Consider the following 23,985-nt stretch of genomic DNA (forward strand, 5'->3'; position numbering starts at 1 on the left):
GCGCAGGGCGTCATAGCGTTCGACGTTGGCCTTCGGTTCCTGGTTGAGAGACAGGGCCTGTGGCGCCCGAATGGCTGGAGGGGTCACCGGCTTTCCGTCCGTCAGCCGGTGCAGCAGGTTGAGGACAGGGCATCGAGCTCACCGCCAATCACCTGCGGCTGGAGTTTGCGGTCGAATGCGCCGGGGCGGGCGCGGCCGGGGATGTGCCCGCCTATGGCGCCTTGCTGCGGGCCTGCGGGCTCTCGGAAACGGTGACCGCTGGCGTGTCGGTCGCCTATCAGCCGGTCTCGGAAGGCGAGGAAAGCCTGTCGCTCTATTTCAACCAGGACGGCGTGCGCCATGTGGCGCTTGGCTGCCGGGGCACCTTCCAGCTGGAATTCGCGCCCAAACAGATCCCGCGCTTCCGGTTTTCCTTTTGGGGTCTTCTGGGCACGGTCAGTGACGAAGCCTTGCCGGCCGCCATCCTGTCAGCGTTCCAAGCCCCCCGGCCGGTGTCCAGTGCGATGACCAGCCTGTCGCTGTTCGGCGCCAGCCGGATCGCCGAGAGCCTTGCCGTCGATCTCGGGGTGGAGATCGTGCCGCGCTTTCTGATCGGCGATGAACGGATCCAGCTGACCGGCCGGCAGGTGACCGGAACTGCGGTCCTCGAAGCCAAGGCCATGGCGGCGGCCGACTGGTTCGACGCCGCGCTTGCCAAGACCACCGGGGCCTTGAGCCTCATTCATGGCACGGCGGCGGGCCATACGGTGGAGCTGACCGCGCCAAAAGTGCAGATCGGCCGCCCCTCCCAGGGCGAAACCGACCGGATCGTCAATTACTCGGTGCCGCTGATGTTCCTCGCCGACACCGGCGACGACGAACTCGTGCTGACCATCCGCTGAGATCAAGGAGAGCCTCATGCAGTTCCGCCTGTGCGAACCCTTCGAATTCTGGTGGCCGGTGCGCGTGACCCTTCCCGATCCGGACCGGCCGGGCAGCGTCCTCAGCCAGACCTTCGAGGCCAAGTTCCTGATGGTGGGCAAGGACCGGCTGGCGGAGCTGGAAGCCCACGGGGAAGCCGCGCTTCTCTCTGAAATCCTGCGCGACTGGCGCGGGGTGACCGGGGCAGGGGGATCCGAGATCCCGTTCGGGCCTGATGCCTTGGAGCAATGCCTGCCCTTTGCCCATTTCCGCGTCGGCGTCTACCGGGCTTACCTCACCGCGCTCAACGGCCAGGCCGCGGCAAAAAACGGATAGAGGCCGCCCGGGCCTGGGCCTATGCCCGGCGCGGCCTGACCGATCCTGCGCGAAGCGCCCGGATGGATGCGGACACCGCTGCCGACTTCGCCGCGCTGGGGCTCCCTATCCCGGACAGTTTTCCGACAGATCCCGACCCCTTTGACGTGATGCAGGCCAACTGGCGCGCGGTGACGGCCTTTCTGGCACTGGAAACCCAGTGGCGGGTGGCCACAGGGCCAACGGGCTTGATCTGGTGCGGACTGGATTATGCCGCGGCGGCCGCCGCGGTCCGGGGCAGGACCCTGCGGGCGTGGCAGCGGCTGTTGGCGGACCTCAGGGTGATGGAAGCCGCGGCGCTGGAGGTGTTGAACGGGTGAGGGGGCTTTATTCAGCCGATGCTGGGTTGGTAGCGAACCAATACTATTGCTCCGACAAAGTGCCCAGTGGCCGGAGTAGACGATTAGCGTCCGCATGGCTCATTGCTCTGCTCGGCTGAGGATCCCATGGAAGACGGTGAACCGGTTGGTGCGGCTGCATTTAAAGCAGAACAGCAGCTCTCCCTCTATAAGCCGCGATACGTTCAATACCTTGAACGGTTTGGTCCCGATGTTGATGGTGGAGGCGGAGCTGACCAGCGTGCGAAGATAACTTGATAAATGCAACCATTTGTAAATATACTGTAGTGGGAACAATTCAGCCGCACAGGGAGGTCGAATATGGTAGTGGCTGAGGTTGTGAAAAGCGGTCCGGAGACAAGCATATCTATGCTTGATGGATACGTCGACACTCTACTCTATCGGATGCATCTTACAAAAGGTGCTAGATATCAGGCCGCGAGAAGACACCAAAGGCGCGCAATCGCGTCTATATGGTCTATAATTGCCCTGTCTATGTACGTTTTCACTGCAAGCACAGTGCTCGCGATTTACGACTTGAGCGCTTTTGGAAGTCTCGAACAACACCTCATAATTGCAAACATGGTAATGTCTGCATTCATCATTGCATTTTCGGTGCTTGAGCAGGGTAAGAAGCATGACCTCAAAGCGGAGCTGTTTTTGCGATGCGCTCAGGGAATACAAAGATTACGAGACGAATTAGAGTTTGATAGGCGCATTAATGGCCTCTCTCAGGACGATGTCGCAGCCGCAGTCAAAAGTTATAACGATTTGGTTCATGATTTCTCAGATAATCACTCAGAGACTGACTACCGAACGTTCCGAATAAATATCGGAAAGCATCAGGGCGAATTTTTCTATTCAATTTATCAGCCGTTGAAATACTGGTTTGATTGTTGGTCAATTATGTTGATATCGATATTTGTTCCGCCCATGGCGCTTTTGTTATTGTATTGGATTGCGAAATAAATTTGAGATGAGTTTCCAATTTAGGAGGGGTGACTCTCTGCCGATAACAGATTGGTCCAGATCGGGATCTTTGCGTAGTTGGTGGTAATTAGCTGAAATCAAATATGCTGTTTCTGTAAGTTGTAGAATTAGAAGAACGTATTTGGAGAGGCGCAATATTAACTCTTAGCTACAGTAACGTGAGACCCAATTTCCAGTGAGCGCATGCTCTAAATTCGCTCAGTCTCGTCTCGGTTCTCTGCTTCTTGCGCCCCGCGCTTGCCTCTAATGCTGGCGTTTGCGCGACTGACCGCATTGCCCATACGTCCGACCTTATAATTGAGTGCAGCATATTCACACTTCCCGCCCAATCCAGTTTTGCCATTGTAACCCACGCCCCCGCCCGGATGTTCTGACCCTCGCCCGCGCGCGAAGCTTGGGCCATGACCTTGAACCTGCAAATGCTGGCCCGGCTGGACGCCTCGGGCGTGGAAAGCGGCGCCCGCGACGCAAAGCAGGCGCTTGCCGGGATCGGCACGAGCGCCAGGGCCACCTCCACCGAGATGACCGGCTTGTCAGCCGCAGCCAAGGCCTCGCTCCAAGCGGCGCGGGGGCAGGGCACGGCGTTCCAGGCGTCGGGACAGCAGGCCGCCGGGGCCACACGGCTCGCGGCCACGGAAGTCAACATGCTGGCCGAGCAGATTTCCGATGGCGCGATCCAGGTGGCGGGCGGTCAGTCGCTGTTCACCGCAATCCGGCAGCAGGGCAGCCAGGTGCAGTTCCTGCTGGGCTCCAAGGGTGTCAACACGATCGGCGGGTCCTTGGGGCTTCTCAAACAGGGTTTGATCGGCTTTTTAAACCCGCTCAATCTGGCGCTGGTGGGCTTGGCCGGAGGGGCGGCGGCGGCCTCCGCGCTTTACCGGGCAATTGCCAGCGACACCAGCGCGACACAGGCGCTGGAACACCAGGACCAACTGATCGGCCAGCTCGCCGAGCGTTACGGGGAAGTCGAGGCGGCGCTGGACCGGCTGCAAAGCCGCCCAAGCGCGGCGATCCTGGCGCTCGACACGGACGCGCTGGAAAGCCAGCGGGAGACCCTCCGGTCGCTGATCGCCGACATCGAACAAGATGTGCAGCGCAGCCTGCGGATCGAGGCCAATGCCTTGAGCGCCCTGGCCGAGCCCTTGACCGAGGACGCGGCCCTGTTCCGGGCGTTTCAAGGCGAACTGCGGGCGACCGCCGAGACCTTCTCGCTGGCGGAGGCGGAAGCCGACCAGCTCATCGGCCGGTTGCTGGAACTCGCCCGGACGGCACCGGATACGACGTCCGAGCGGGCGATCCGCGCCTTGATTACGGAAGCCCGGGCGGCCGACACCGGGCTTCTGGCGCTGGTCGGCCGGTTGGGCGAGGTCGAGGCGGCGCTTTATGGGGTGGGCTCTGCCGCCGACAGTCTCGGCCGGATCGATGGAGCCGCCAATTCCCGGATCGCTCAAGCCTTCGGGATTTTCGAGGAGAGAACCGCGCGGGACCGTCTGCGGTCGCAATTTCCCAAATCCCGGACCGGGGGACCAGCGCGACAGGCCGAGCCCGACCGGATCGGGGACTATCTCACCACCCAGGACCAGAGTTTGGAGCGGCTGCGGCTGGAGATTTCCCTGGTCGGCCAGTCCGAGGCGGCGCGGCGGCGGGCCTTGGGGGCCCTGGAAGCGGAGATCGCGATCAGGGAGCTTGGGGCGCAGGCCTCGGAGACCGGCGCGGCTACCTTGCGCGACAACGCCCGCGCCATCGCCGAAGAGACGCTGGCGCTGGAAGAACTGGAAACCGCCTGGGGCGCGGTGCAGCGGACCGGGGAGGCGGCGATCCGCTCGCTGACCACAAAGCTGGCCGACGGAGATCTGACCGGTGCGCTGCGGTCGGTGATCCAGGAGGTCTCGCAACTGGGGCTCCAGCTTGCCGCGATCAATCCGCTGACCAATGCGCTGTTCGGAACGGCCAGGCCGACGCTTCGTGCCGCGGGCGGGATTTTGGGCGGTTTTCTTGGGTCGTTCGACCGCGGCGGGCCGACCGGGGCCGGGGCCGATAGCGAGGTCGCCGGTCTGGTGCACCGGAACGAATATGTCTTCGACGCCCGGTCGACCGCGCGGATCGGTGTTCCCGCCCTGGAGGCTTTGAGGCATTCCGCCCTGCGCGGGTACCAGACCGGCGGCCTGGTCACCACCTCGGCTTTTCCAGCTCCAAGACCGATGCCTGTGCGTGCAGCTGCGCCCGCGCCGGACCCGGTCGAGCTGAGCCGGGAGACGGTGGTCGTGAACATCACCACGCCGGACATCCAGAGCTTCCGGGCGTCCCGTGCGCAGATCGCGGGGGAGTTCGCCCGGCTGGCGGTAAGGGGGCAAAGAAATGCATGAGGGTCCTAAATGACCGATTTCGACGAGGTGCGGTTTCCCGATGTGGTGGCGCGCGGCGCGCTTGGCGGGCCGGAACGGCGCACAGAGATCGTGGAGCTGACGTCCGGTTTCGAGGAGCGCAACACGCCCTGGGCGGACAGCCGGCGCAAATACGATGTGGGCTCGGGCATCCGCCATCCCGATCACCTTTCCGAGGTGATCGCGTTCTTCGAGGCCCGGTCCGGCCGGTTGCGGGGGTTCCGGTTCAAGGACTGGGCGGACTTCACATCGTCCCGGCCGTCGGCGCCGGTCACGCCGTTCGATCAGGTGCTGGGCGCGGCGGACGGGAGCCAGACCTCCTTCCAGCTCATCAAGGCCTATTCCTCCGGCAGCCGCAGCTGGATCCGGCGGATTGCCAAGCCGGTGGCGGGCACGGTCCTGATCGCCGTGGACGGCGCGGTCCAGGCCTCCGGCTGGTCGGTGGATCCGGCAAACGGCATCGTGACCTTCGATGCGGCCCCGGCCATGCGGCGGCCCTGTCGGCGCAGATCGGCCGGTTCAAGGGCCATAGTCGAAAAGCCGGTGACCTATGGCACGCGCACGATTGTCATTCCGGCGCGGCCCTATCTCGGGTTTTCAGATGCGGACCGGGCGGAGATCCTGGCGCTGGCCGAGGCGCATTTCGAGGCCGCGGCCGGGGAGGGCAGGGCATGAGCCTGGTCGAGGTGATCATCGGCCGGCTGGACGATGCCGGAACGCCGTTCCGGGTGGTGGGCGGTGCGGCGGGGCTGGCGGTCCTGGAACAGCGCCGCACCCGGACCCCGGCCGCCTTTGTCATGGTGGCCGAGGAGGCGAGCGGGGCGAACGAGCGCATGACCGGCCCGGTGCTGCAGCGGCTCGAGACCGACATTGCCGTGGTGCTGGTTCTCGAAAATCTCGGCGATCCGCGGGGCGGGACGGCGGCGGACGACATCGAGGCGCTCAAGGCGTTCGTCCGGGCCAGGCTGATCGGCTTCCGGCCGGACAGTGCGGCGGAACCGATGGAGCATGTCTCCGGGGAACTCTTGAAGGTGCGCGGCGGGGCGGTCTGGGCCGAGGAACGGTTTTCCTGCGCCCGCTTTCTGGAGGAACAGCCATGAACGCGATCACACCAAGGCAGGGCGGGCGATACATTCGCGACCCGGAGACGGGGGACGAGGATCCTTCGAGACGGGCCGTTGGCCCTCCTCAGGATGAGGGGGGCCAACGCGGCAAAGCCGGTCCCCGGGCCAAGGGCGGCGGCACGCCCGTGAAGACAAAGGAGTGACCGATGCGCAAGGCCCGGAAACTGGCGATTCTGGCGAAGATCGAGACCGGCTATGGCACGGACAGCGGCCCGACCGGCACGGCGGACGCGATCCTGGCGACCGATGTCACCCTGACGCCGCTGGCAGGCGAAGACGTCTCCCGCGATCTGCTGCTGCCGACGCTCGGCCATCAGGGCATTGAACTGACCGCCAATCACCTGCGGCTGGACTTCGCGGTCGAATGCGCCGGGGCGGGCGCGGCCGGGGATGTGCCCGCCTATGGCGCCTTGCTGCGGGCCTGCGGGCTCTCGGAAACGGTGACCGCTGGCGTGTCGGCCGCCTATCAGCCGGTCTCGGAAGGCGAGGAAAGCCTGTCGCTCTATTTCAACCAGGACGGCGTGCGCCATGTGGCGCTTGGCTGCCGCGGCACCTTCCAGCTGGAGTTTGCACCGAAACAGATCCCGCGCTTCCGGTTTTCGTTCTGGGGTCTTCTGGGCACGGTCACCGACGAAGCCTTGCCGGCCGCCACCCTGTCAGGGTTTCAGGCCCCCCGGCCGGTGTCCAGTGCGATGACCAGCCTGTCGCTGTTCGGCGCCAGCCGGATCGCCGAGAGCCTTGCCGTCGATCTCGGGGTGGAGATCGTGCCGCGCTTTCTGATCGGCGATGAACGGATCCAGCTGACCGGCCGGCAGGTGACCGGAACTGCGGTCCTCGAAGCCAAGGCCATGGCGGCGGCCGACTGGTTCGACGCCGCGCTTGCCAAGACCACCGGGGCCTTGAGCCTCATTCATGGCACGGCGGCGGGCCATACGGTGGAGCTGACCGCGCCAAAAGTGCAGATCGGCCGCCCCTCCCAGGGCGAAACCGACCGGATCGTGAACTATGCCGTGCCGCTGATGTTCCTTGCCGACACGGGCGACGACGAACTCGTGCTGACCATCCGCTGAGATCAAGGAGAGCCCCATGCAGTTCCGCCTGTGCGAACCCTTCGAATTCTGGTGGCCGGTCCGCGTGACCCTTCCCGATCCGGACCGGCCGGGCGCGGTGCTGAGCCAGACCTTCGAGGCGAAGTTCCTGATGGTGGGCAAGGACCGGCTGGCGGAGCTGGAAGCCCACGGGGAAGCCGCGCTGCTTTCCGAAATCCTGCGCGACTGGCGCGGCGTGAGCGGGGCAGGGGGATCCGAGATCCCGTTTGGCCCGGAGGCCCTGGAGCAATGCCTGCCCTTTGCCCATTTCCGCGTCGGTGTCTACCGGGCTTACTTGACCGCGCTCAACGGCCAGGCGGCGGCAAAAAACGGATAGAGGCCGCCCGGGCCTGGGCCTTCGCCCGGTGCGGCCTGGCCGATCCGGAAAAAGCGGTTCGAATGGACCGTGACACCGCTGCGGACTTCGCCGCCCTTGGGCTTCCTGTGCCGGACGCTCAAATCCCGGATTCTGACACGTTCGACGTCCCGCGCGAGAACTGGCGCGCGGTCACGGTGTTCCTGGCGCTGGAAACCCAGTGGCGGGTGGTGGCGGGGCAAACGGGGTTGATCTGGTGCGGGCTGGATTATGCGGCCGCGGCCGTTGCGGTCCGGGGACGGAACCGGCGGGCCTGGCAGCGGCTGTTGGGAGAGCTGAAGGAGATGGAAGTAGCGGCGCTGGAGGTGTTGAATGGGTGAGGACGGACGGCGGAGATCGGTCCAGCTCGGTCATTCGTTCAAGGTGCAGCGAAGGTCACAAATGAGCCCACACCTACCGGCTTTCCGAAGCGCGGCAAATGTCGGCTTTTCTGGCATCCAACGAAACTACCGCTACATCGCGTTCTGCGGCTTTGCTAAACTTCTGAGATGAAGCCGAAAATCCTTACAACACTTCAAACCTACGACGGCCCAACATTCCGGGCAGATGTCTTGGCCGGGGTTACTGTGGCCATGGTCGCACTTCCGCTCAGCCTGGCCATTGCCATCGCGTCCGGAGCATCCCCTGCACAAGGTCTGGTCACGGCGATCGTCGCGGGGTTTTTGATCTCGCTTCTGGGAGGAAGTAGGGTCCAGATTGGTGGGCCAACCGGTGCATTCATCGTCGTCGTCTACGGCGTGATTGCCGACTACGGATATGATGGGCTGGTGTTGGCGACGCTCATGGCGGGTGTGATCCTGTTGATCGGCGCATTCATGCGGGCGGGTCGGCTGATGCGCCTTGTCCCGGAACCCGTCATCAACGGCTTCACCATCGGCATCGCCGTCATCATCGCGACCAGCCAGCTCAAGGACCTTTTCGGCCTGTCAATCGCGACCGTTCCCGCCGAGATTTTTGGTAAGGTGGAAGCCCTTTGGGGGGTACGGGACAGCACCAATATCGCCGCACTTTGCATCGGGGTCGCGACGATGATCCTGATAGTCACCTTCCGCAGGCTGGCACCCAAGCTACCCGGCCTGATTGTTGCTGTCGCGGTGACGTCTGCCCTTGTCGCGGTGATGGCGCTGTCAGTGGATACAATTCAGTCAAGGTTCGGCGATCTGCCAAACAGCCTTCCGCTCCCGACCTTGCCAGAGGTCAGTCTGGCGCGGGTGTCCGAACTGTTGCCAAGCGCCTTCGTCATTGCCTTCCTCGCCGGAATCGAGTCGCTCTTGTCGGCGATGGTGGCGGACAGGATGATAGGCGGTCACCACAGGCCGAACGCCGAGCTGCTCTCACAAGGAGCCGCGAATATCGGGTCATCCCTTTTTGGCGGTCTGCCCGCGACCGGCGCGATTGCCCGAACGGCGACGAACGTGCGCGCGGGCGGCAAGACCCCTGTTGCAGGTCTCGTTCACGCCTTGACGATCCTTATCGTCATGCTGATCGCCGCCCCCCTCGCAGGGTATCTGGCGATGCCGGCACTGGCGGGCTTGCTCATCCTGACGGCCTGGAACATGAGCGAACCGCACAGGTGGGCGGGCTACCTGAAAGAGCGGCGCTCCGATCAGTTTCTTCTCGTCCTCACGCTTGTGCTGACGGTCGTGGCTGATTTGACGGTTGCCATCGGCGTAGGCGTTGCAGTCGGTCTGGCAATGCGCTTGCAACGTGGTGACTTCCCTCCGTCGGATTGGGACGTGCCGAGCAGGTAGCAGGCCAGATTTGCCGAAACTCAACCGTTTCGGTCACAGGCGAAAGCGACCGTTTTTGGCAGCATGTTTTCAGGAAAGCAGACCTTGGCGCTCGCGCAGCAAAAGCTCATTTCGTCCGCGTAGCCGACCTTGGACCTGAGCGCAGCGAATTCACAAGTCCCGCCTGAACCGACAGTCTCCAATGTAACCCACGCCGCCACCCGGATGGGTTGACCCTCGCCCGCGCGCGAAGCTTGGGCCATGACCTTGAACCTGCAGATGCTGGCCCGGCTGGATGCCTCGGGCGTGGAAAGCGGCGCCCGCGAGGCCCGGCAAGCCATTGCGGGGATCGGCACGAGCGCCAAGGCCACGTCCACCGACATCAGCAATCTGTCAGCCGCAGCCAAGGCCTCGCTCCAAGCGGCGCGGGGGCAGGGCACGGCGTTCCAGGTCGCTGGACAGCAGGCCGCCGGGGCCACACGGCTCGCGGCCACGGAAGTCAACATGCTGGCCCAGCAGATTTCCGATGGCGCCATCCAGGTGGCGGGCGGTCAGTCGCTGTTCACCGCAATCCTGCAACAGGGCAGCCAGGTGCAGTTCCTGCTGGGCTCCAAGGGTGTCAACACGATCGGCGGGTCGCTGGGTCTTCTCAAACAGGGTTTGATCGGCTTTTTGAACCCGCTCAATCTGGCGCTGGTGGGCTTGGCCGGAGGGGCGGCAGCGGCCTCCGCGCTCTACCGGGCCATTGCCAGCGACACCAGCGCGACACAGGCGCTGGAACACCAGGACCAGCTGATCGGCCAGCTCGCCGAGCGTTACGGGGAAGTCGAGGCGGCCCTGGACCGGCTGCAAAGCCGCCCGAGCGCGGCTATCCTCGCGCTCGACACGGACGCTCTGGAAAGCCAGCGGGACACCCTCCGGTCGCTGATCGCGGACATCGAACAAGACGTGCAGCGCAGCCTGCGGATCGAGGCCAATGCCTTGAGCGCCCTGGCCGAGCCCTTGACCGAAGACGCGGCCCTGTTCCGGGCATTCCAGGGCGAGCTCCGGGCGACCGCCGACACCTTCGCGCTTGCGGAGGCGGAAGCGGACCAGCTGATCGGCCGGTTGCTGGAACTCGCCCGGACGGCGCCGGATACGACGTCCGAGCGGGCGATCCGCGCCCTGATTACGGAAGCCCGGACGGCCGACACCGGGCTTCTGGCGCTGGTCGAGCGGCTCGGCGAGGTGGAGGCCGCGCTCCAGGGGGTGGGCTCTGCCGCCGACAGTCTCGGCCGGATCGATGGAGCCGCCAATTCCCGGATCGGTCAAACCTTCGGGATTTTCGAGGACAGAACCGCGCGGGACCGGCTGCGGTCGCAATTGCCCAAATCCCGGACCGGGGGACCCGCCCGGCGGGCCGAGCCCGACCGGATCGGGGACTATCTCACCACCCAGGACCAGAGTTTGGAGCGGCTGCGGCTGGAGATTTCCCTGGTCGGCCAGTCCGAGGCGGCGCGGCGGCGGGCCTTGGCGGCCCTGGAGGCGGAGATCGCGATCCGGGGGCTTGGGGCGCAGGCCTCGGAGACCGGCGCGGCAAGCCTACGGGACAATGCAAGGGCCATCGCCGAGGAGACGCTGGCGCTGGAAGAACTGGAAACCGCCTGGGGCGTCGTGCAGCGATCAGGCGAGGCGGCGATCCGGTCGCTGACCACAAAGCTGGCCGACGGAGATCTGACCGGTGCGCTGCGGTCGGTGATCCAGGAGGTCTCGCAACTGGGGCTCCAGCTTGCGGCCATCAATCCGCTGACCAACGCGCTGTTCGGAACGGCCAGGCCGACGCTTCGTGCCGCGGGCGGGATTTTGGGTGGCTTTCTTGGGTCGTTCGACCGGGGCGGGCCGACCGGGGCCGGGGCCGACAGCGAGGTCGCCGGGCTGGTGCACCGGAACGAATATGTTTTTGACGCCCGGTCGACCGCGCGGATCGGTGTTCCCGCCCTGGAGGCGCTTCGAAAGTCCGCCCTGGGGCACTCCGCCTTGCGCGGGTACCAGACCGGCGGCCTGGTCACCACCTCGGCCTTGCCCCTGCCGGTAGCGGCCCGGTCAAACCGGTCAAGACCCCGCGGCCTGGATCATGGATCAGACCGCTTTGCTGATCATGCGGCGGATCGCGCATTGGGTGGTGATGTTCATGTCCACATCACGACGCCGGACATCCAGAGCTTCCGGGCTTCCCGCGCGCAGATCGCGGGGGAGTTCGCCCGGCTGGCCGTGCGGGGGAACCGCAATGCCTGAGGATCTTGACGGAAAGGCGGCTTGATGAGCGATTTCGACGAGGTGCGGTTTCCCGATGTGGTGGCGCGCGGCGCGCTTGGCGGGCCGGAACGGCGCACGGAGATCGTGGAGCTGACGTCCGGTTTCGAGGAGCGCAACACGCCCTGGGCGGACAGCCGGCGCAAATACGATGTGGGCTCGGGCATCCGGCACCCCGATCACCTTTCCGAGGTGATCGCGTTCTTCGAGGCCCGGTCCGGCCGGTTGCGGGGGTTCCGGTTCAAGGACTGGTCGGACTTCACATCGTCCCGGCCGTCGGCGCCGGTCACCCCGTTCGATCAGGTGCTGGGCGCGGCGGACGGGGCGAGGACCTCCTTCCAGCTCATCAAGGCCTATTCCTCCGGGAGCCGCAGCTGGATCCGGCGGATTGCCAAGCCGGTGGCGGGCACGGTCCTGATCGCCGTGGACGGCGCGGTCCAGGCCTCCGGCTGGTCGGTGGATCCGGCAAGCGGAACCGTGACCTTCGATGCGGCCCCGGCCAGCGGCACCGTGACGGCGGGGTTCGCCTTCGACGTGCCGTGCCGGTTCGACACGGACCTGATCCAGACATCCTTGCGGGAGCTGAAGCTTGGCGAGATCCGGGCCATTCCGATCGTGGAGGTGCGGGTATGAGCGGGCATCCTGCACACGGCTCTTTCCACGCCCTCATGCTGAGGAAGCCCGCAGGGCTGTCTCGAAGCATGGACGGATGGCTTCACGGGGGGCGGCCCATCCTTCGAGACGCCGCGTTGCGGCTCCTCAGGATGAGGGAGGTAGTAGCGGTACGGCTCCTCGGGATGCGGCGGGCGGAAAAGGGGATCGGGTCATGAAACCAGTCCCACCGGCCATGCAGGCCGATCTCGACGGGCGGGCGACGACCCATTGCCGGTGCTGGCAGGTCACCCGGAAGGATGGCGCGGTGTTCGGCTTCACCGATCACGACCGGGCGCTTGCCTTTGGGGGGGTGACCTTCGAGGCGGCCTCTGGCTTTACGGCAAGCGCGCTGGAGACGTCGCTGGGTCTTGCCGTCGACAATCTGGATGTGGAGGGGGCGCTCTCCTCGGCGGCGATCACGGAAGACGACCTGGCGCGCGGGCTCTGGGACGATGCGGCCGTGGCGCTGTGGCGGGTCGACTGGCAGGACGTCACGAAGCGCGTGCTTCTGCGCTCGGGGAACATCGGCGAGGTGGCGCGGGGGCGGACGGCGTTCACCGCGGAACTGCGCGGCCTGTCGCACCGGCTGGGCCAGCCGGCCGGGCGGCTGTTCAGCCGGACCTGCGCCTGGGAGCTGGGCGATGCGCGCTGCCGGGTGGATCTGGCGCCCTGGACCTTTGCCGGGGAAGTGGCCGGGGTGGTGGCCGGAGCGGGGGCCGGAGCGGGGGAGCGGCGAAGCTTCACGGCCACCGGGCTGGAGGCGGCCGCGCCCGGCCTGCTTGCGGCCGGGCTCCTGACCTGGACGTCCGGGGCGAATGCGGGCCAGGCGATCGAGGTGAAGCGGCACGCGGCCCCGGGCGGCACGGTCACGCTGGAACTGGTGCTGCCCATGGCCGACCCGATTGCGCCGGGGGACGGGTTTATGGTGCGGGCGGGCTGCGACAAGGCGGTGGCCACCTGCCGCGACCGGTTCGCGAACCTCACGAACTTCGGCGGCTTTCCGCACATGCCGGGCAATGACCGGATCATCGCCTATGCGGACAAGGACGACCTCAACGATGGCGGGAGCCTGTTCCGGTGAGCGCCCAAGGCACAGGGTCTGTGACCCGGCCCCCGCTCACCCGATCCGCCATCGTGACGGCCGCGCGGAGCTGGATCGGCACGCCCTATGTCCACCAGGCCGCGCGCAAACATGCGGGCTGCGATTGCCTGGGGCTTATCCGCGGGGTCTGGCGCGAGGTGATGGGCACAGAACCGGAAGTCCCGCCGCCCTATACGCCGGACTGGGCGGAGCGCAGCCGGACCGAGACCTTGCGGGATGCCGCCGCCCGGCATCTGATCGGGATCGATCCCGGGGACGCGGATGCCGGGGACGTGCTCCTGTTTGCGTTCCGCGACCGGCTGCCGGCCAAGCACTGCGCCCTGCTGACCACCGCCATCGATGCACCGGCGCCCCGGATCCTCCATGCCCATGAGCATCTTCCCGTCTGCGAGGTGCCCCTGATCCCGGCCTGGCGGAAACGGATCCGGTTTGCTTTCCATTTCCCGGGGGTTTTGTAGATGGCAACGCTGGTTCTGGGCGCAGCTGCCACAGCGCTCTCCGGCTCGATCGGGGCAAGCCCGCTGGTCTCGGCCCTGATCAGCGGTGCGGCCGGGGTGGCGGGGGCGTATGCGGACGGCTTGATCGCGGGCGCCCTGACCCCGGCCCGGCGGATGTCCACCGAAGGCCCGCGCATTGGCGACTTGCGCCTGCAGACCTCCACGGAAGGGGCGCCGGTCGCCGATGCGGTGGGCCGGGTGCGGCTGGCGGGCCAGGTGATCTGGGCGACGCGCCTGCGGATGGAGGTGAACACCTCGAGCGAGAAGGTGGGCGGCAAGGGCGGCGGCGGGCGCCAGACAGTGACCACCACGACCTATAGCTACTTCGCCAATTTCGCGGTCGGCCTGTGCGAGGGGCCGATCGCCGGGATCGGCCGGGTCTGGGCCGATGGCAGGATCCTGGATCTTTCCAGGATCACCCACCGGGTGCATGCGGGCACGGCGGACCAGCTGCCCGATCCGCTGATCAGCGCCAGGGAAGGGGAAGCGCCCGCCTATCGCGGCACGGCCCTTGTGGTGTTCGAGGACCTGGCGCTTGGCGGCTTCGGCAACCGGATCCCGCAGCTGGAATTCGAGGTGATCCGGAAGCTGCCGGGCATCGAGGAGCAGGTTCAGGGCATGGTGATGATCCCGGGCGCCGGGGAATGGGTCTATGCGGGCGGGGAGATCCGCCGCCTCGACCCGGACAGCGAGGGGACCAGCGCGGCGGAAAACGTCAACAACCAGGTGGGCGGGCCGGACTGGGCGGTGGCGGTGGACGGCCTGCAGCGCGATTTTCCCAATGCCGCCTCGGTGCTGCTGGTGGTCTCCTGGTTCGGCAGCGACCTCAGATGCGGGGCGTGCGAGGTGCGGCCCGGCGTGGAGTTCGGCCCGGAAAAGACGACGGCGCCGAGGAGCTGGCAGGTGCACGGGCTCGGCCGGGACGGCGCCCGGCTGCTGGCGCGCTCGGCGGAAGATCCGCAGCGCCCGGCCTATGGCGGCACACCCGCCGACAGCACGGTGGTGGACGCGCTCCGGGACCTGAAGCGGCGCGGGATCGCCACCACCTTCTGCCCGTTTTTGTTGATGGACATTGCGCCCGGCAACGGGCTTTCCGATCCTTACGGGCGGGCCGAGCAGCCCGCCTTTCCCTGGCGCGGGCGCATCACCTGCCACCCGGCGGCCGGACAACCGGGCAGCGTGGACAGAACCGCTGCGGCCACGGCACAAGTGGCGGGCTTCTTCGGGACTGCAAGTCTGTCCGACATCGCCGTGACGATCGACCCGGCCTCGCATGCCGTCACCACCAGCTATTCCGGCCCGGCGGACTGGGGCTGGCGGCGCATGGTGCTGCACTATGCAAGGCTCTGCGCGGCGGTGAACGCGATCGAGCCGGGCGCGGTCACCGGCTTCCTGATCGGCTCGGAGCTGCGCGGGCTGACCTTCGTGCGCGATGGGCCAGGCAGCTATCCGGCCGTGAGCCAGCTTGTTCAGCTTGCCGCCGATTGCCGGGCGATCCTGGGGCCGGACGTCAAGCTCACCTATGCCGCCGACTGGTCGGAATACCGGGGCCATGACCCGGCGGACGGGTCCGGGGATTTTTTCTTCCATCTCGATCCCTTGTGGAGTTCCAGCGCCATCGATGCGGTGGGGATCGACACTTACATGACGCTGTCCGACTGGCGGGACGGGGACGGGCATCTGGACGCGCTGGCGGGGGCCGGCGCGATCACCGATCTTGCCTATCTCCACGCCAATGTGGAGGGCGGGGAGGACTACGACTGGTCGTATCAAGGCGCGGCCGACCGGGAGGACCAGACAAGAACCCCGATCACCGACGGGGCCTATGGCAAGCCCTGGGTGTTCCGGGCCAAGGATATCCGCAATTGGTGGCTGAACAGCCATTTTGACCGGCCGGGCGGGGTGGAGAGCGGGTCCCCGACCGGCTGGGTGCCGCAATCCAAGCCCATCTGGTTCACCGAATACGGCTTTCCTTCCGTGGACAAGGCGACCAACCAGCCCAATGTCTTTGTCGACCCGAAGTCCTCGGAAAGCGCGTTTCCTTACTTTTCCAATGGCGGGCGGGACGATCTGATCCAGCGGCGCGGCATCGAGGCGCTTTTGACCTATTGGGATCCGGGCGAGGGCCGCAATCCGGTGTCCCCCGTCTATGGCGGGCCGATGCTGGACCTCTCCCGCTCGTTTCTCTGGACCTGGGACGCAAGGCCCTTTCCGGCCTTTCCGAACCGGTCCGATGTGTGGGGCGATGCGGCGAACTGGCAATATGGCCACTGGGTGCAGGGCAAGCTGGGCGCCGTGACCCTCGGCGCGCTGATTGTCCATATCTGCAAGTCGGTGGGGTTTGACGCGATCGAGGCCGGGGCGCTTTCCGATCCGGTGGCGGGCTGGCTGCGCGCGGGGATCGTGAGCCCGCGCGAGCAGCTGGAACAATTGGCGCAGGTCTACCGCTTCGACATGGTGGAGACGGGGGAGCGGATCGTCTGCCGCCCGCGCGGGCGTCCGCCTCTTGGCACCCTGGCCGAGGCGGAGCTGGCCGCCCCGGACCGCCAGAAGCCGGACTGGACGCTGACCCGGGCGCAGGAGACGGACTTGCCCGTGCGGGCGCATCTGGGGTTCTGGGACGCGGGCCATGATTACCGGCAGACGAGCGTTGCGGCCGGACGGCTGGTGACCTCCAGCGCGCGCACCGAAAGCCTGACGGCGCCGCTGGTGATGGATCCGGGCGAGGGGCAGGGGCGGATCGAGGCCTGGCTGATGGAGCGGTGGGCCGAACGCGAGCGGGCGAGCTTTGCCCTGCCGCCCTCGAAGCTTGCCTTCGATCCGGGTGACGGGATCGTGCTGGAGGCGGGCGGGCGCCAGCGCGCGGTCCGGCTGACAAGGATCGTGGAGGCGGGCGCCCGGCTGTGCGAGGCGGTGGCGGTGGAGCCCGGGGTCTACAGCCTGCGCCGGGCAGAGGCCTCGCCGCCGCCCGCACAGCCGGTGCAAAGCTTCGGGGCGGCGGTGCTGGAGGTGCTGGACCTTCCGGTGATCTCGGACACGCAAGGGGACCACCAGCCCTGGTGCGCGGCCTTTGCCGCGCCCTGGGGCGGGGTGCGGGTGCAGGAGGGATCGCGGATCATCGCCAGCGTGCCGGGCCAGGCGAGGATGGGCCGGACGCAAACCGATCTTTTTGCGGGCACCGCCTATCGCTTCGACCGGGCGAACCGGCTGACGGTCCGGCTGGCTTACGGAACCTTGTCCTCGGTGCCGGAAGAGGAGCTGCTCGAGCGGGCGGTGAATGTGCTGGCGGTCTGGAACGGGGAGAATGCCTGGGAGATCCTGCAGTTTGCCACCGCCGAGCTGGTTGGCCAAATGACATGGCAGCTCTCGGGCCTGTTGCGCGGGCGGCGGGGGACCGCCCATGCCATGCGGGGTGCCGTTGCGGCGGGCGCGCGGGTGGTGCTTCTGGACGGGGCGCTGGTCCAGGCGGATGTGCCGCTCACCGACCGGGGAATCCCAAGGACCTGGGCCTATGGCCCGGCGCCGCTGCCCTCGAGCGATCCGGCCTTCAAGACGCTTTCAATGCGCCTTGAAGCGGTGGCCCTGAAGCCCTTTGCGCCGGTGCATGTGCGGGGCCGAAGGACTCCGGCAGGGGATCTTGCCGTCTCGTGGATCCGCCAGGGGCGGGTGAACGCCACCTGGGCGGACGGCACGGACGTGCCGCTCGGCGAGGAGCGCGAGCTCTACGAGATCGATGTTCTGAATGGCGGCAGCGTGATCCGCACGGTCCGGGGGCTGACCAGCCCGGCCTGGACCTATGCGGCGGCCGACCAGACGGCGGATTTCGGCGCCCCGCAACCCGCCATCACCCTGCGCGTTGTCCAGATCTCGGGCCTGGTCGGCCGGGGTGTTCCAACGGAGGCGAACTTATGAGCACAACCCCGCGGCTAAACCTGCCGCTGATCGCGGCCAGCCAGGCCCAGAAGGAGGTCACCCACAACGAGGCGCTCGCCCGGCTGGACGCCCTGGCGCATCTGGTCTTTCTCGACCGGGATCTCACCACCCCGCCCGCGGCAACCGATGGCGACACCTATCTGGTCGCCCCAAGCGCGACCGGCGACTGGACCGGGCAGGACGGGGCGATCGCCAGCTTTGCCGACGGCTTCTGGACCTTCCATGCGCCGGTCACCGGCCTGTTGGCCTTCATCGCCGACGAGGGCACGCTGGCGGTCTTCACGGCCGCGGGGTGGCGCGACTATGGCGCGCTGCTGTCGCAGGTCGCGACCGTCTCGCAAAGCCCGTCGGGGGCTGAGAGCCGGATGTGTACCGTGGAAGAGGAGGTGACGCTGTCGGGGGCAACTGCGCTCACCTCGATCGTCATCCCCGACCGGGCGATCGTCTTCGGCGTTTCCACCCGCACGACCACCGCGATCACCGGGGCCGCTTCCTATGACTGCGGGATCGCCGGGGAGGTCTCGAAGTTCGGCGGCTCGCTCGGCATCGCGGCGGGCGCGACCAATGCCGGCGTGATCGGCCCGCAGGCCTTTTATGCCGACACGCCTGTCCAGCTGACGGCCAATGGCGGGGCCTTTACCGGCGGCGCCGTGAAGGTGGTGCTGCATTACTTCCTGCCCGTGGTGCCGGGCTCATGAGTATCTGAGGACACGGGCGGTCCGGACCCTGAAAGAAATCCGGACGGCGGGCCATCGATCGCCAAACCAAGTGCCCGCCCGGCAGCCAAGAAGAACAACCGCCGCACCCGCTGCCCGCGCGGGCAGGAGAAGTGTCGGCGATTCTCGTCTGGGTTGATATGCAGGAAATCCGATGCGGCCGGTGTCATGCGCTTTTGTTCAAGGCTGGACAGGGCGCCATTGCGGGAGCTATCCAGATCAAGTGCCGCAGATGCGGCACACTCAATTGGTTGAGGCCGGTGGAGCCCTTGATCCGCGCCGAAGAGCGCGACGGCAAGGAGCAAGACGATGCCGAGCGATCCGACCCCTGATCAATCCCGGGCTCTAGAAACGATCCGGCCTGTGGTGCCGGTTGCACCCTATATTGGCGGCAAACACCGGCTGGCGAAGCGCATTGCGGCCAAGCTGCAAGCCCTCCCGCACAGTGTCTATGCCGAACCCTTTGTCGGGATGGGCGGGGTGTTCTTCCGCCGCCCGTTCCGCGCGCCCTGCGAGATCGTCAATGACATCTCGGGCGACGTGGTCACATTGTTCCGGATCCTCCAGCGGCACTATCCGCAGTTCCTGGAGGTTTTGCGGTTCCAGCTGACCAGCAGATCCGAGTTTGAACGGCTTTTGAAGACCGACCCGAACACCTTGACGGATCTGGAGCGGGCGGCGCGCTTCCTCTACATCCAGCGCATCTCCTTCGCGGGCAAGGTCAAGGGCCGGACATTCGGCGTGTCGCTGACCCGCGGCGCGCGGTTCGATCTCAGCCGGGTGGTGCCCCTTCTGGAGGATGTCCATGAGCGATTGTCCGGCGTCATCATCGAACAACTGGCCTATGGGGACTGCATTGCCCGCTATGACCGGCCCGGCACGCTGTTCTATCTCGATCCGCCCTATTGGGACTGCGAGACCTACTATGGCGACGGGGTGTTCGGACCGCAGGACTTCGAACGCCTGGCAAACCAGCTGATCGAGATCAAAGGCCGGTTCCTGCTGTCGATCAACGATGCGCCGGAGATCCGGCAGGCATTCGGGGCATTCCATATCGAGGAGGTCGACGTGACCTATTCGGCCAGCAAGACGCGGTCAAAACGGGTGACGGAGCTTTTGATCAGCAATTGAACGGTTAACGCACACGGATGCGGGTGGCGTCGGAAAACCTGTAACGCGCAGGAACGAGTGGCCTTAAGGGCTTAAGCGGGATTATCCGGGAATGGATGGTTTTTCGCGGTTTTGTGCGGATTTGAGGGGTGTTTAACGCGCCGTTGATATACTCCTGGCGCAGGTTCGGTTGGCGCGGCGTGCCTGGTTTCCGCCTGGCCAGATTAAAAAGCGCTGTCAAGACAGCCCTTATGCGGCTTCAAGCAGGGTACCGGGCAGGGGAGCGATGCGACCTGTTCCCTGGGGCCAGTTTCCTGCGGCTTTTCAAGGTCACTTGAATGGAAACTGGTGGCGCACCCATGCCGTGGTGGGAACCGAGGGACCGTGTTCCATATGACACATTATGCGAATCCGGCCGTGTCGGTTGGCGGACTCATGCTTCTTTTGTCAGGGTCCATCTTTTTCCGCGCGGGTATCGGTTGTTTCAAATGCCGCCCGCAAACGCTCTCTAACATCTTCGGTGAGGTGCAGATCATCTTTTCCGGAAATCTCGCGGATATAGGCGAGGATTTCACGTTCAGCGTTTGTTGTCAGGCCACCGACAATATCTTCCAGAACGGATTTCCATTCTGGGTGATAGTCATAAATGACAGATCGTAACAAAAGAATGGGATCAATGCCTAACGCCCTCGAAATAGAGGGAATCTTGTCCAGAGGTACCTTTGTTGCTCCGGTTTTCAGCATCGATATATTGTTCGGCTTGTCGTAACCGGCTTCGGCAGCAATGTCCCGTTGCTTTGCGCCATACAATTTCCTGCGCTGGATATACTCGGCAATGAGATCCTTTGCCGCCGGTACGCATTCATCCGTTAAAAGGGGCCGTTTCGAACGATCGGCTACATACCGACACAGAATACTGGACATTGCCGCTAAGAAGTCGTGCGGGTGGCGTTCTTTGAAGAATTTGATCACCTCCTTGCGCGGGGCCAATGTCACGCGTTCTTGTTTCGTCGGATCGACGACCAACGCATTTTCAAAAAAACTCGCGTCGAGTTCGGGAATATCCGAGAAATCGATGTCGTCATCTGAGAGGCTTGCAAGTTCCTCGATTGAAAGTGGTCGTTCATATCGTTTTGTCATATCTGTTACTCTGTGGCTGGCATGCAATCGAGCCAAAACAAAAACTTCTCGTTAGCCGGAAACCAACCTTTAGGGGGAGCCGACTTTTCGATTTCCGAGCCGCTCCCCCGTTGATTACGATCCGGGCTCCGTTTAATCTTCGAGGAGGTACTCAATGGCGCGGGCGACGAACTTGGAGCGTGGCAATCCAAACTCATGGGCCAAGCGCGTCAGCGCGTCGATATCTAATGAGACTTTACGGCCTGCGAATAAATCAGTGAGCCATGACGCATCCACTGCAGTGCAGGATGCTAGTTCGGCTTGAGAAAGCTCCTGGTTTTCTATAATTCGCCTCAAAGCCAATGGAAATGGGCTATCGCCATTTAGTAGTCGCAACTGCCGCGCCAGAAGCGCCTCAGGCGATATAGGCCCCTGATCTGGAATGAAACCGCGCCGTTTCTGAAGCCAAACGATAGCATCCTTTCCGGCGAGTACTGACGTCTGGCTGTCACCGATCCGTTCGATGGTGAAACCCTCTTTGCTGAGGGATGCCCTAACGGAAGCTTCAGAAAGGCCCGACAAGATGCTGAGATCTGCGAGACTTGGATCATAACTACCATCCACCTCCATCCCGAACCGCGCGAAAAAGCCTTGAAAAACCCGGCGAAGCGGGGGGTTGTTCAAACGACAAAGTGGTGTGGGCTCACCCTCAGGATCGGTTGTTGGGTAACATCCGCTCAGCAGACCAGAACCAATCCTATTCCAATGATAGAAGTCGGCGATATGCCGATCCTCGAGCTGATAAAGGTATTGATATGCGGCGTAGGCATCGTTGAACACCGAGTGATGCGTCGGTTCGAGCCGTAGCCTCACTTCTTCTGGATACTCGGTCAAAACCGCATCGGTTTCAAAGCCGAGAAATCGAGAAACGATTGTTTTGTCGTCAGGACCGAATTCATTGAGTGTGGCTGCCTGAGCGATGATTAGGCGGCGAACCTGATCCTCAATTTCATCCCATGTATAAGGTATTGGTTTTTCGTTACTCATGCACGTGCCTCGCTCAAGCTGGTCACCTGATTGCGAAGTCTTGCAAATGATTCTTGCAAGGCCGCCGGATTTGTTTTGCGGGATGCCTTTTCAGCAGACTTGCGCCCCAGAAACACGGCGACCCGTTCTGCATTGGCTCCGCTGGGGTGAGGTAAGCCGACCAGAACACGGCGAGGATCAAGGCAACCCACAACAGATAGGTGTTCTAGGGCAGCACTAGCCTTTGGCCCAAGGGGCAGCCACAGTGCAGAGGGCAGGGTTCTAGCCTCTTCAGCCAAGCAGGTTTCTACAAATCGGCGCAGCAAAGGTGTCTTCAGCATTTCTGGGGTGCCGTTGTAGTTTTTTCGGTTAACGAATACTGGGTACCGCAATGCGGAGGTGAAATGGACCTCACGAGAGCCTGGTTCGAATAGCGATGCTGTTGTGTTGCAACCAAGTAGTTCGCCAACGCCGATCGCGTCTAGCATCGCGACGAGATTAGACCGCATGGCACCGCTGAAACTGCCAATGAGTTTGGCATCTGCCAAAGCTTGATCCTGTTTCAAACCCTTATTGAGTGATTTCAGGACTGCCTGCCAGGCATTTGTTGCTTGCGTTTCCCCCGGCGTGATGCCGACAACAACAAGCTTTGCTTCCTTTTCGATGTAGTCGAACGGTGCGTACTGGACCCGGATTGCCCCTTCGCTTGCAATGCTCATCTCCGGGCTTTGCACGAGCCGGTCGGCGGTGATGGTCTGAGCGATTGGCAGGAATTTGTCTGCAAAAATGGAATGATTTTCCAAGGTGTTTTTCTCCTAGCGTTTTTCGAAAATCAGGCGCGAAACCGGCGCGTCCCATGTGCAACGGTGATTAGCCTGTTGCCTGAGGTGATTGCGTAGGCACCGCGGTACCGTTCAAGACGAGCTCTTTGGTGCCGGTTATTCTCCACAGCCAGTTCGATAGCTGATTTGTCCAGCACGAGACTTACTGCGCCCTTTGCCGGCTTTTCGGATCCAAAGGCGAGGATTGTGGCAACCACATCCATCGGAAAACCCCTTTGGGCACATCGTATTTCTGCGTGTTTGGACAAAAGCATAACCGCCCCCTTTCGATGGGTGTATAGATATATAGTTTTATATTCTTCGTCAACCAGAAAAATATAAAAATATAAAATCAAACAGCTTTGGAGCGTTTTTCTAGGCGCGCGGTGCGCCTTGTAGTCAAAACATGGGCATGGGATTTTGACGGCGAACAGCGGCTTCTCAGCTGATCACGAGCGGTTTCGCGGCAAGCCATAGATTTGAACGGAATGAAGTGTTTGCCGGGTCGTTCGTAGCTCCGGCGGAGTTTGCGGCGAATGGCAAAAAAATGAAGGATGCCCCGAATTGATCCGAGGAATTGGCCCGTTAGTTCTGTTCCAAGCAAAATCCGCTTTATCGGAAGGTAAGGAGCTCTTGCCGTTGAATTTTGAATCTGGTTCAAAGTTGCAGAAAACACCTATCGCTTAGTATCCATATCCGGCACACCAGTTGGTGAATCGACTTAACAAGAAATTTGTGATGACACGTCTATTTACTTTTAAATCCGATGAACTCGAACCGTTGGGAAGGTCAAAAATCAAAAAATTAGAGTCTTGTATAATATATTATATCTACCAGGGACGAAATGCGTGGCACTCAACTTGGGTAACCCAGTATTGGTCGGGCTGTATGCACACCACGCTCGAGAGCGCAAAGGAAAATGCGGAACGTCTCAGGACACAAGGATCTGTATTCCATATCCAGGAATTACCTGCTCTTGCTTTTCGAAGCGCAAAAGGGGTTTTAGTCGTTACGCAAATTAACACACTACAACCATTGAGATATTATTCAGCTGATGCAGTGAGTTCATTGCCGGAGGGTTTTAAAAGAATAAAAGGTGGTCGCGAGAATTATTTGTCAAAGGGGGCTCCACTTATGGGCGTTGCTATGTCATTTTTACATTCCAGTCGATTTTGGAGAGAGGCTCCTCCGGCCGAAAACTCTGTCATTACTGTTTCATCATCAGATAGTAATCTTACACTTAAGAAATTGACCAAGGCAAAGTTATGTACCTTCAAATCATCATCCTTTGGTGGGGGATATCTTCTTTCTTGGTGTCAAGACTTGAGTCGACAAGTAAATATATCTTCCTTATATGTCCAACGTCTCTCAAATGGTTTTATCGATCAGGTGTTGGACAGGTGATAAACT

The 23,985-nt window shown here is 63.4% G+C and carries 24 protein-coding genes; 21 read left to right on the forward strand and 3 right to left on the reverse strand.

The window, feature by feature from the left end; genetic code table 11:
- The first annotated feature begins 203 nt into the window (after window positions 1-203).
- The 20 genes from F0184_RS18565 to F0184_RS18655 all read left to right on the forward strand — a co-directional run bounded on the left by F0184_RS18565 (window position 204) and on the right by F0184_RS18655 (window position 19,630).
- The gene (locus F0184_RS18565) at window positions 204-881 is read left to right on the forward strand and encodes a phage tail tube protein (protein ID WP_150497710.1); all 678 of its coding nucleotides are present in this window, start codon (window positions 204-206) and stop codon (window positions 879-881) included.
- 16 nt (window positions 882-897) lie between these two features.
- Entirely contained in the window at window positions 898-1,236 is a 339-nt protein-coding gene (locus tag F0184_RS18570) for a hypothetical protein (RefSeq protein WP_150497711.1), read from the forward strand.
- Window positions 1,237-1,298: 62 nt separating this feature from the next.
- Window positions 1,299-1,595 carry a DUF1799 domain-containing protein gene (locus F0184_RS18575; protein ID WP_150497712.1) on the forward strand — a complete coding sequence of 99 codons (297 nt, stop codon included), beginning with the start codon at window positions 1,299-1,301 and terminating at the stop codon, window positions 1,593-1,595.
- A 387-nt stretch (window positions 1,596-1,982) separates the two neighbouring features.
- Window positions 1,983-2,582: an SLATT domain-containing protein gene (locus F0184_RS18580; protein WP_280176958.1), complete on the forward strand. Its 600-nt coding sequence runs from the start codon at window positions 1,983-1,985 to the stop codon at window positions 2,580-2,582.
- A 422-nt stretch (window positions 2,583-3,004) separates the two neighbouring features.
- Complete coding sequence (locus F0184_RS18585; RefSeq protein ID WP_150497714.1) at window positions 3,005-4,969, forward strand: phage tail length tape measure family protein; 1,965 nt, start codon at window positions 3,005-3,007, stop codon at window positions 4,967-4,969.
- A 9-nt stretch (window positions 4,970-4,978) separates the two neighbouring features.
- The gene (locus F0184_RS18590) at window positions 4,979-5,662 is read left to right on the forward strand and encodes a phage distal tail protein, Rcc01695 family (RefSeq protein ID WP_150497715.1); all 684 of its coding nucleotides are present in this window, start codon (window positions 4,979-4,981) and stop codon (window positions 5,660-5,662) included.
- Entirely contained in the window at window positions 5,659-6,087 is a 429-nt protein-coding gene (locus F0184_RS18595; protein ID WP_150497716.1) for a phage tail terminator protein, read from the forward strand. Before F0184_RS18590 ends, F0184_RS18595 begins: the two co-directional genes overlap by 4 nt.
- Entirely contained in the window at window positions 6,084-6,254 is a 171-nt protein-coding gene (locus tag F0184_RS20625; protein ID WP_172972163.1) for a hypothetical protein, read from the forward strand. The genes F0184_RS18595 and F0184_RS20625 overlap by 4 nt, the downstream gene beginning before the upstream one ends.
- 3 nt (window positions 6,255-6,257) lie before the next feature.
- Complete coding sequence (locus tag F0184_RS18600; RefSeq protein ID WP_150497717.1) at window positions 6,258-7,181, forward strand: phage tail tube protein; 924 nt, start codon at window positions 6,258-6,260, stop codon at window positions 7,179-7,181.
- Window positions 7,182-7,197: 16 nt separating this feature from the next.
- Complete coding sequence (locus F0184_RS18605) at window positions 7,198-7,536, forward strand: hypothetical protein (protein WP_150497718.1); 339 nt, start codon at window positions 7,198-7,200, stop codon at window positions 7,534-7,536.
- Between the two features lie 62 nt (window positions 7,537-7,598).
- Window positions 7,599-7,895 (forward strand): DUF1799 domain-containing protein, encoded by a 297-nt coding sequence (locus tag F0184_RS18610; RefSeq protein ID WP_150497719.1) that lies wholly within the window; start codon window positions 7,599-7,601, stop codon window positions 7,893-7,895.
- Window positions 7,896-8,063: 168 nt separating this feature from the next.
- A complete protein-coding gene (locus tag F0184_RS18615; protein WP_150497720.1) occupies window positions 8,064-9,326 on the forward strand; it encodes a SulP family inorganic anion transporter in 1,263 nt (420 codons plus the stop codon).
- Window positions 9,327-9,566: 240 nt separating this feature from the next.
- Window positions 9,567-11,579 carry a phage tail length tape measure family protein gene (locus F0184_RS18620; protein ID WP_150497721.1) on the forward strand — a complete coding sequence of 671 codons (2,013 nt, stop codon included), beginning with the start codon at window positions 9,567-9,569 and terminating at the stop codon, window positions 11,577-11,579.
- 21 nt (window positions 11,580-11,600) lie between these two features.
- Entirely contained in the window at window positions 11,601-12,230 is a 630-nt protein-coding gene (locus F0184_RS18625) for a DUF2460 domain-containing protein (protein WP_208998562.1), read from the forward strand.
- Window positions 12,231-12,423: 193 nt separating this feature from the next.
- Complete coding sequence (locus F0184_RS18630) at window positions 12,424-13,332, forward strand: DUF2163 domain-containing protein (RefSeq protein WP_150497723.1); 909 nt, start codon at window positions 12,424-12,426, stop codon at window positions 13,330-13,332.
- Complete coding sequence (locus tag F0184_RS18635; RefSeq protein WP_244299349.1) at window positions 13,329-13,811, forward strand: C40 family peptidase; 483 nt, start codon at window positions 13,329-13,331, stop codon at window positions 13,809-13,811. Before F0184_RS18630 ends, F0184_RS18635 begins: the two co-directional genes overlap by 4 nt.
- Window positions 13,812-17,762 (forward strand): baseplate multidomain protein megatron, encoded by a 3,951-nt coding sequence (locus tag F0184_RS18640; protein WP_150497724.1) that lies wholly within the window; start codon window positions 13,812-13,814, stop codon window positions 17,760-17,762.
- A complete protein-coding gene (locus tag F0184_RS18645; protein ID WP_150497725.1) occupies window positions 17,759-18,481 on the forward strand; it encodes a DUF2793 domain-containing protein in 723 nt (240 codons plus the stop codon). Before F0184_RS18640 ends, F0184_RS18645 begins: the two co-directional genes overlap by 4 nt.
- A gap of 158 nt (window positions 18,482-18,639) precedes the next feature.
- Window positions 18,640-18,831, forward strand: a complete 192-nt coding sequence (locus F0184_RS21135) for a Com family DNA-binding transcriptional regulator (RefSeq protein ID WP_150497768.1) — start codon at window positions 18,640-18,642, stop codon at window positions 18,829-18,831.
- Window positions 18,809-19,630 carry a DNA adenine methylase gene (locus tag F0184_RS18655; protein ID WP_150497726.1) on the forward strand — a complete coding sequence of 274 codons (822 nt, stop codon included), beginning with the start codon at window positions 18,809-18,811 and terminating at the stop codon, window positions 19,628-19,630. The genes F0184_RS21135 and F0184_RS18655 overlap by 23 nt, the downstream gene beginning before the upstream one ends.
- 426 nt (window positions 19,631-20,056) lie before the next feature.
- On the opposite strand, the gene F0184_RS18660 is transcribed toward F0184_RS18655, so the two are convergent.
- The 3 genes from F0184_RS18660 to F0184_RS18670 all read right to left on the reverse strand — a co-directional run bounded on the left by F0184_RS18660 (window position 20,057) and on the right by F0184_RS18670 (window position 22,557).
- Window positions 20,057-20,749, reverse strand: a complete 693-nt coding sequence (locus F0184_RS18660; RefSeq protein ID WP_150497727.1) for a helix-turn-helix domain-containing protein — start codon at window positions 20,747-20,749, stop codon at window positions 20,057-20,059.
- A gap of 132 nt (window positions 20,750-20,881) precedes the next feature.
- Entirely contained in the window at window positions 20,882-21,775 is an 894-nt protein-coding gene (locus F0184_RS18665; RefSeq protein ID WP_150497728.1) for a helix-turn-helix domain-containing protein, read from the reverse strand.
- Window positions 21,772-22,557, reverse strand: coding sequence for a hypothetical protein (locus F0184_RS18670; RefSeq protein WP_150497729.1), 786 nt, complete (start codon window positions 22,555-22,557; stop codon window positions 21,772-21,774). Before F0184_RS18670 ends, F0184_RS18665 begins: the two co-directional genes overlap by 4 nt.
- Before the next feature lie 756 nt (window positions 22,558-23,313).
- On the opposite strand from F0184_RS18670, the gene F0184_RS18675 reads away from it, so the two are divergent.
- On the forward strand, window positions 23,314-23,979 hold the full coding sequence (locus tag F0184_RS18675) for a hypothetical protein (RefSeq protein ID WP_150497730.1): 666 nt from the start codon (window positions 23,314-23,316) through the stop codon (window positions 23,977-23,979).
- Window positions 23,980-23,985 lie beyond the last annotated feature (6 nt).

The organism is Roseibium aquae, from assembly GCF_008711285.1.
Classification (GTDB): Bacteria; Pseudomonadota; Alphaproteobacteria; order Rhizobiales; family Stappiaceae; genus Roseibium; species Roseibium aquae.

Excerpts from the sequence above, each read along its gene's own strand:
- F0184_RS18570 (WP_150497711.1), top strand. The coding sequence starts at position 898 with ATGCAGTTCCGCCTGTGCGAACCCTTCGAATTCTGGTGGCCGGTGCGC.
- F0184_RS18575 (WP_150497712.1), top strand. The coding sequence starts at position 1,299 with ATGGATGCGGACACCGCTGCCGACTTCGCCGCGCTGGGGCTCCCTATC.
- F0184_RS18580 (WP_280176958.1), top strand. The coding sequence starts at position 1,983 with ATGCTTGATGGATACGTCGACACTCTACTCTATCGGATGCATCTTACA.
- F0184_RS18585 (WP_150497714.1), top strand. The coding sequence starts at position 3,005 with ATGACCTTGAACCTGCAAATGCTGGCCCGGCTGGACGCCTCGGGCGTG.
- F0184_RS18590 (WP_150497715.1), top strand. The coding sequence starts at position 4,979 with ATGACCGATTTCGACGAGGTGCGGTTTCCCGATGTGGTGGCGCGCGGC.
- F0184_RS18595 (WP_150497716.1), top strand. The coding sequence starts at position 5,659 with ATGAGCCTGGTCGAGGTGATCATCGGCCGGCTGGACGATGCCGGAACG.
- F0184_RS20625 (WP_172972163.1), top strand. The coding sequence starts at position 6,084 with ATGAACGCGATCACACCAAGGCAGGGCGGGCGATACATTCGCGACCCG.
- F0184_RS18600 (WP_150497717.1), top strand. The coding sequence starts at position 6,258 with ATGCGCAAGGCCCGGAAACTGGCGATTCTGGCGAAGATCGAGACCGGC.
- F0184_RS18605 (WP_150497718.1), top strand. The coding sequence starts at position 7,198 with ATGCAGTTCCGCCTGTGCGAACCCTTCGAATTCTGGTGGCCGGTCCGC.
- F0184_RS18610 (WP_150497719.1), top strand. The coding sequence starts at position 7,599 with ATGGACCGTGACACCGCTGCGGACTTCGCCGCCCTTGGGCTTCCTGTG.
- F0184_RS18615 (WP_150497720.1), top strand. The coding sequence starts at position 8,064 with ATGAAGCCGAAAATCCTTACAACACTTCAAACCTACGACGGCCCAACA.
- F0184_RS18620 (WP_150497721.1), top strand. The coding sequence starts at position 9,567 with ATGACCTTGAACCTGCAGATGCTGGCCCGGCTGGATGCCTCGGGCGTG.
- F0184_RS18630 (WP_150497723.1), top strand. The coding sequence starts at position 12,424 with ATGAAACCAGTCCCACCGGCCATGCAGGCCGATCTCGACGGGCGGGCG.
- F0184_RS18640 (WP_150497724.1), top strand. The coding sequence starts at position 13,812 with ATGGCAACGCTGGTTCTGGGCGCAGCTGCCACAGCGCTCTCCGGCTCG.
- F0184_RS18645 (WP_150497725.1), top strand. The coding sequence starts at position 17,759 with ATGAGCACAACCCCGCGGCTAAACCTGCCGCTGATCGCGGCCAGCCAG.
- F0184_RS21135 (WP_150497768.1), top strand. The coding sequence starts at position 18,640 with ATGCAGGAAATCCGATGCGGCCGGTGTCATGCGCTTTTGTTCAAGGCT.
- F0184_RS18655 (WP_150497726.1), top strand. The coding sequence starts at position 18,809 with ATGCCGAGCGATCCGACCCCTGATCAATCCCGGGCTCTAGAAACGATC.
- F0184_RS18660 (WP_150497727.1), bottom strand. The coding sequence starts at position 20,749 with ATGACAAAACGATATGAACGACCACTTTCAATCGAGGAACTTGCAAGC.
- F0184_RS18665 (WP_150497728.1), bottom strand. The coding sequence starts at position 21,775 with ATGAGTAACGAAAAACCAATACCTTATACATGGGATGAAATTGAGGAT.
- F0184_RS18675 (WP_150497730.1), top strand. The coding sequence starts at position 23,314 with ATGACACGTCTATTTACTTTTAAATCCGATGAACTCGAACCGTTGGGA.